The organism is Methylobacterium sp. BTF04, assembly GCF_010692745.1.
GTDB lineage: Bacteria > Pseudomonadota > Alphaproteobacteria > Rhizobiales > Beijerinckiaceae > Methylobacterium.
Map to the genome: position 1 here is coordinate 1 of NZ_JAAHTB010000142.1, position 2,301 is coordinate 2,301.

Below are 2,301 nucleotides of genomic sequence, written 5' to 3' on the forward strand. Positions count from 1 at the left end.
GTCCCTCCACTCCGACGTGAAGAATGCACCATCAAACCCCGGGATCAAACATCTAGTGGTCGAAATCTGACGGATGGTACCCTCGCCCTGACCACTGCTTATGTAATACCGCCCAATTTCAACGTGCGCCTTGCTTTTGGATCCGACTCATCTCTACTTAGGTCGACGTTCGCGGCAACCGCTAAGTCAGCAGTTAAGCGAGTTAATTCTTCGATAAGCTGCGTAGCTGAGACAGCTTTGCCCCACCATGAGAGGCCGGTTCCGATCAATGCGCGGGCAATCTCAACGTCGCTAGCACCACCTGCCTTAGCCTTCGCCGCGCCTTGCTCGAAAGACTCGGCAATTATTTGTGCGATTTCGGGACGGTCTTGCATATGTTTCCTAGGTGCTGATCGGTGGGTGAAAAAGGAATTTAGGCGAAATTGAATGAACGTCTAGAAGTTGCGTTGTCGGACCGCGGGATGGAATTGCGATCGGGGCCAAATTGAAAATCGTCCAGGAGTTACGGCGTGGGGCAGGCCGATGTTTCGTAGGCTCAGCAAGAAAAATTTGACAGATGAGACCGAGTCAAGCCGTGCATTATTGTCTGATACCTTACTATTTATGATTTTAGATGTAGAGCATCGTAGCAGGCAGTAAGACTGGCAAATGTTCGATGATCACCGGATTGAATTAAGGATAGTGTTTTAAAAAAGGCTTGCGTTTTTATAAAGCACCGAAAAAATATGCCGTTGTGCTTAAGAAGCAATCCTTCTGACAATGGCGCAAAAATCGAAATCAGCGACGGAGATCGTCTGCCGGACGAGTTCTATCTGATAACTACAAAAAGAAGTATTTCCACGACTGATCCGCCCCCATTGAATTGGCTCTTCGCCAAGTTTGGTGGATTAGGCTGCGAGAAGGAACCGTCGTCGGAGGAGATCGAGGTCGGCGCGACCGTACATAGCGCGCTTCAAGAGCTTGAGACGCGTGATCTGCCCTTCGGCCTACCCACCACTCCAAGGCAGCGTCAGTGCAGCCCGGACGGCGTCTTCGTCCTGAGCAAGGCTGGCAGAGAAGTTCTCTACGATGCGAACGCCGCAGGTTTGCGCATCGCCCAGCCATTCATTGAACGCCGTGACATCCGACCTTCCCGACGACTGCGGGCCACAGCGGCTCCGGACGATCTGGCAGAACCGGCGGCCGAGATCGTCGACCTTGGCCGCCTCGGTATCCTGCAGGACGCGCGCGACCACTGCGGCAGCCTCGGTATCGAGGTCTTCGGGCTCACGCAGGAGATGCCAGGATAGCTGCTTGGACGAGGCCAGGGGTGATGCGGGCGGGGTAGTAACACGCATGTCGGTCGGTATTAGCGACGACCGGAGGGTCGTTCCGGCCGGGCCTGCGCGCCGCTGGGACAACCAGAGATGCACCTGCTTCGAGGTGCCACCGAAGCCGAGATCCTGAAGCTCGCGCCAGAGTTGCGCTGCGTTCTCGCAGCCCTCGTTGACGCGGATATGAAGATGCCCAAGACAAGGATCGAGCATGCTCGGCTTCGGCTCACGCACGCCGTTCCGAGGGAAGCTCTCGGCGAAGGCGTACTTGCGTACCGTGGCTCTGGCCAACCCTGTTTCGCGATTGATGCGCCGAAGCGACTGTCCCTTCGCATGGCGGTGACGCATGTCATCGTATGCCGCTTCCCATCGGCCGCGGGCAGCGGCCCGCGCGCGCATCTCGGACGGTCCGCGTGGGTAGGCCGTGATGCGCTGGATCGACGGCGATGACGGGACCACGGCCGGTAACAGCTTCAGACGCGGATGGACGCGGGCGAGCCAGCGCTCGACCATTTGCCGGATGTTTAGCAGGAGGTGCCACCGGTCTGCGACTTGAACGGCATCGGGCGCGCCCATGGTGGTTCCACACGCATATTCGGTCGAGCGGTCCCGTGCCACGATCTGGATCTGTGGCTCGCTCCGGAGTCGAACCGCCAGCGTCGCGGCCGAACGATCCGGTAGCAGGTCGATAGGACGGCGGTGTTCGAGGTCGACCAGGATGGTGCCACAGGTTCGGCCCTTGCGCAGGGCCCAATCGTCGACACCGACGATGATCGGTTTAGATCCGGTCGGCAGCGGATATTTGCGGATACCCCGCAGAAGCGTCGTGGCACTGGTGGGCATCGCCAGGTGAGGCAGCAGCTGGGCGGCGGGTGTGGCACCGAGCGCCAGCGCAGTACGAAGCTGGGCATCTGCCAGCCGGCGGGATCTCTAAGTGTCTGTTCGGCAACATATTGATTGATTTGAGTAGGTTGTGATTCAAGCGGAG

1 protein-coding gene and 1 pseudogene are annotated in these 2,301 nt (G+C 58.2%); both read right to left on the reverse strand.

Features of this window, described 5'->3' with window-relative positions; all coding sequences use genetic code 11:
• Positions 1-98: 98 nt before the first annotated feature.
• Positions 99-374 (reverse strand): hypothetical protein, encoded by a 276-nt coding sequence (locus G3T14_RS24865; protein WP_204263044.1) that lies wholly within the window; start codon positions 372-374, stop codon positions 99-101.
• Between the two features lie 513 nt (positions 375-887).
• Positions 888-2,243 (reverse strand): annotated as a pseudogene (locus tag G3T14_RS23780) (ISL3 family transposase); the annotation flags it as partial.
• Between the last annotated feature and the right edge of the window lie 58 nt (positions 2,244-2,301).

What these genes read in the sequence shown, in the direction of transcription:
- G3T14_RS24865 (WP_204263044.1), bottom strand. Translation starts at nt 374, where the DNA reads ATGCAAGACCGTCCCGAAATCGCACAAATAATTGCCGAGTCTTTCGAG.